Annotated in this window: 5 protein-coding genes; 2 read left to right on the forward strand and 3 right to left on the reverse strand. The window is 62.7% G+C overall.

The genetic code is table 11. The features are described 5' to 3' along the window. A partial coding sequence (locus NUW23_10870) for a dihydrodipicolinate synthase family protein (protein ID MCR4426665.1) occupies positions 1-910 on the forward strand: 910 nt, incomplete at its 5' end. A 73-nt stretch (positions 911-983) separates the two neighbouring features. Continuing rightward, positions 984-2,015 carry a Gfo/Idh/MocA family oxidoreductase gene (locus NUW23_10875; protein ID MCR4426666.1) on the forward strand — a complete coding sequence of 344 codons (1,032 nt, stop codon included), beginning with the start codon at positions 984-986 and terminating at the stop codon, positions 2,013-2,015. Here NUW23_10875 and NUW23_10880 read toward each other — a convergent pair. The 3 genes from NUW23_10880 to NUW23_10890 all read right to left on the reverse strand — a co-directional run. Next, on the reverse strand, positions 1,990-2,193 hold the full coding sequence (locus NUW23_10880; GenBank protein ID MCR4426667.1) for a hypothetical protein: 204 nt from the start codon (positions 2,191-2,193) through the stop codon (positions 1,990-1,992). The genes NUW23_10875 and NUW23_10880 overlap by 26 nt on opposite strands. Before the next feature lie 16 nt (positions 2,194-2,209). Beyond that, positions 2,210-3,442: a Ger(x)C family spore germination protein gene (locus NUW23_10885; GenBank protein MCR4426668.1), complete on the reverse strand. Its 1,233-nt coding sequence runs from the start codon at positions 3,440-3,442 to the stop codon at positions 2,210-2,212. Beyond that, a partial coding sequence (locus NUW23_10890; protein ID MCR4426669.1) for a hypothetical protein occupies positions 3,439-3,727 on the reverse strand: 289 nt, incomplete at its 5' end. The genes NUW23_10885 and NUW23_10890, both read right to left, overlap by 4 nt.

A 3,727-nucleotide genomic window follows, 5' to 3' on the forward strand; every position in this document is an offset into this window, starting at 1 on the left:
CCGGGATGGGCATGTCCACAAGGAAGCACAAGAATCCTACGCGCGCTACATGGCAGGTCAGGACGTAGGTGGAGTCGCAGTCTGGGTGCATACCGGGCGTGGGCTCCATCTGTCCCGCGATCACAGAATGGCTGTGATGGAATCGTGGAGGAAGGCCTTCGCCGATGGTAGGGTTGTCGTGGCGGGCGTGGGCGCTCTTCCCGATGAGGCCCTGGGGGAGGCCGAAAGGTTCAGGAAGTTCGAGGATGACACCATGCGGATGGCGGAGGATGCCATAGAGTCGGGGGCAGACGCCTTCCTGGTGTACGCGCCCGTCGTTTATAGGGACCGACCTGACCAGGATGAGAAGGTAATCCGGTACCACGAAAAACTCGCCACTCTCGGCGTCCCCCTGATCCTCTTCTACCTTTACCGCGAGGCCGGCGGCATAAGCTACTCCGAACACGTCCTCGATGCCCTGATGTCCATCCCCCAGACGGTGGGCATAAAGGTAGCGTCGCTCGATCGGGTGATGGCGTATCAGGACATCTCCCGGAGGATGCAGCAGAAGTTCCCCGATGTCTCCTTGATCACAGGCGAAGACCGGATGCTAGGTTACACGATCATGCGCGGAGGAATCGCCGCCCTGATCGGGATGGGCGCGGCGTGCACGAAACCCCAGACTGATTTGCTGAGGGCCTACTTCACCGGGGCCGCAGATAGGTTTCTCAAGCTTTCGAACCAGGTAGACTCCTTCGCCGAGGTCACGTTCATCCCGCCCATGGAGAAGTACATTCTGAGGATGCTCTGGGCCCTGGTGATCCAGGGGGTCATCCCTGAAGAGGCCGCGAACGACCCCGTGGGGCTCACTGTGCCGAAAGAAGAGATCGACGCCATAGCTGATCTCGTTAAGGGGTATGGCTGGGCATAGCACCGGTTTCACCGTGGACTGCCCGGGCCCCGCGCCCTGCGGATGCCTGGGCACCTGGGAGGCAAGATTCGAATTGCGGTTTGGCATCATAGGACTTCGCCACTTCCACGTGCACGACATGATCGCAGGCATGCGGACAGTGCCCGGGGTGGAAGTCGCGGCCATCGCGGAGCCGGACGACGATGTGTTCGCTCGGGAGGGGAGCCGCTACGGCCTGCCCCGCTACCGCGACTGGCGCGAGATGCTCGAGAGGGAGAAGCTCCACGCCTTGGGAGTTGTGAACATCCCGGGCGAGCGCGCAAGTGTCGTGGCTGAATGCCTGCGTCGCGGAATACACGTCTTGTGTGACAAGCCCGCAGCCATAGACCGCGCCGGCCTGTCCATGCTCAGGCAGGCCAACGACCTGGGCCGGGCAATTCTCTTCCCGTTCTTCACAGTAAGGTACGAACCGCCCGTAGCGACCGCAAAACGCCTGGTCGATGAGGGCAGGCTGGGCCGGTTAGTGAGTTTCACGTCATTTCGGCCGCACAAGCTCCTCCCGTCCATCCGGGCGGACTGGTTTTGGCGCCGGGCGGGCTATGGCGGAGTCCTCGTGGATCTCGGGATCCATGACGTAGATGTCTTTCTGTGGCTTTCCGGCGCGCAGGTCCGGGAGGTGTACGCTTCCCACGCGAACGTGGCCTGCCCCGGCAGGGCTGAATTCGAGGATATCGCGCACATGATGATCCGAGCAGATGATCCGGACATCGTGGGGTTCTTCAGGACGGACTGGCTCACCCCGGACGCCGAACCCGCCCACGGCGACTGCAGGTACTTCCTGGTGGGCACGGAAGGGACGGCTGAGGTTCGGACCACAGGCGGACTCCCCCTTTCGGGGGCTGACGGCGGGTGCGTGCGCCTGGTCACCCGGACAGCGCCCCCGGGGGACATACCTCCCATACCCCCTGGCCGAACCATCTTCGAGGATTTCGCCCGGGCGGCAGCGGGAGAGCCTGCGGCGATCACCGCCCGGGAACTCTTCGACGCGAACGGACTGGTTCTGGCAGGGCGGGAATCCGCCGACCAGGGGGTAGTGGTCATCACTTCACCAGCCGGTCGAAGATAGAGACGATTATCGCCCCCGCCCTGGGAAGCGGGACTCCTCCGAAGAACAGCCCGCCATAGACGGCGGCCACGACCCACACGCCGCCGAACGCGGCCAGCCCCCGCCAGTCGCGGGCGTGTACAAGCCTGGGCACTTGCATGAGCGCCATGGCGACCATAAATACAAAAAACCCCGCCATTCCAGAATCACGCCTCCTAGCGGCTCAGAGGCGGGGATACTGCCAGCCCCGGATGAGTCAACTTCGCCTTCACGTTTATGTCAACAGGGACAGTCAGGAACATCTCATCCCACCGATCACACACTTCATCCCAGACTTCTGGCAGTCTGCGGTAGACCCCGTTGCCGAACCCGAATATGTCTGACCCCAGCGCTCTCGCTTGTTCGAGGGCTATCTGGATATCATTCTCGATGACCTCGGCGAACCGGTTCCTCAATGACTGGATGACGGCGGAATCCCTCAGGTTCATCGCCCTGCCGTCTGAGAGCGTCTCGTCTTCCAGATGGCCCTCCACCTCCACATCCAGTTTGATCCTGAGCTCCCCCTCGTGCGCAGTCGGGCGGAGCGTCGATCTCTCATGCACCAAGTCAATGGCGGCAAAGGCCTCTCCGCCGGGGGTCATCACGATGATCGCTCCTCGTTGCCTCGTTTCCTTGACGTACCCGAGCCCTCTCGCGGCGCGCCCATCGATCCACCCGACCATCTTGTCTTTCTTGAACACCGCTCCTCCAATGCACTCCATCGGAGGTCTCGGGATCGTGCCTCCCGGTCCAGACTCGCCGCCGCTCTCGCTGCCGGACTTCCCGGACTCCTCGGACTCCAGGCTCCTGAGTCTGACCAATGTCATCTCTTCGCCTGGTCTCAGAAGCTCTCCGATGCTGGAGAGCACTGTGGCGGAATCAACTCCGGGCTGCACGAGTAGGATGCGCAACAACCCCATGGCGGGAGCGGATTCAGCGGGGAACTCCGCCTTGAGGATATCCTCCACAGACCCTTCCACCACCGCCCAGTGTATAGACAGGCGCAGCTCGGGCTCCCGGTACAACAGTTGCAGAACAGGGCCTATCCCCGCTCGTGCGAGCCTCTCGGAAAGCAGGATCACCCCAACGTGGGCCAGATCCACCATCCTGGTGGACACGGGGGCAAGGTTCCGGATGGCCTCGAAAGGCGTGCGCCCATGGCTGGTGTACACCCAATACGGCCTCTGGCCCTGATCAGCTGAGCCCCCTCCCGCCCCGGCCGCTGCCCCGCCCGCCGGCGCGACCGGGTTGGAAAACTGGGCCACGAGCTTGAAGTTCCCCTTATCGTCGAGATCGAAACCGAGGGCGAGCGCGTGCACCAAGTCGTCAGGCTCTCTACTGTCCCAGCACCCTGCGAGCAGTGCCGAGAACACAATGACCAGGCTTGCCAGGAGCTTTCTCTTTGTCATGCTCCGCCCGACCCCGCTTTTCCCCGGGCGCGGCTCATATAGGCCCGGATTAGGTGGGCCGCCCACAACACTGCAAAGGGCAGCATCAGCAGAAGGGCGACATACGGGAGCACTACATTAGGCTTGAAGAACCGAAACAATTCGAAGGTGTCCCCATACATCTGCATCGAAAGCAACGCCCACAACGCCGTGAGAGGGGGGACAAGCATCCGGTAGTCGTCGAGCCCGAGGATCTCCGCCAGGATCCTGACGGCGCAGTAGGTGTAGGTGGCCGCGGCCACGAAC

The organism is Bacillota bacterium (assembly GCA_024655925.1).
Lineage (GTDB): Bacteria > Bacillota > DTU025 > DTU025 > JANLFS01 > JANLFS01.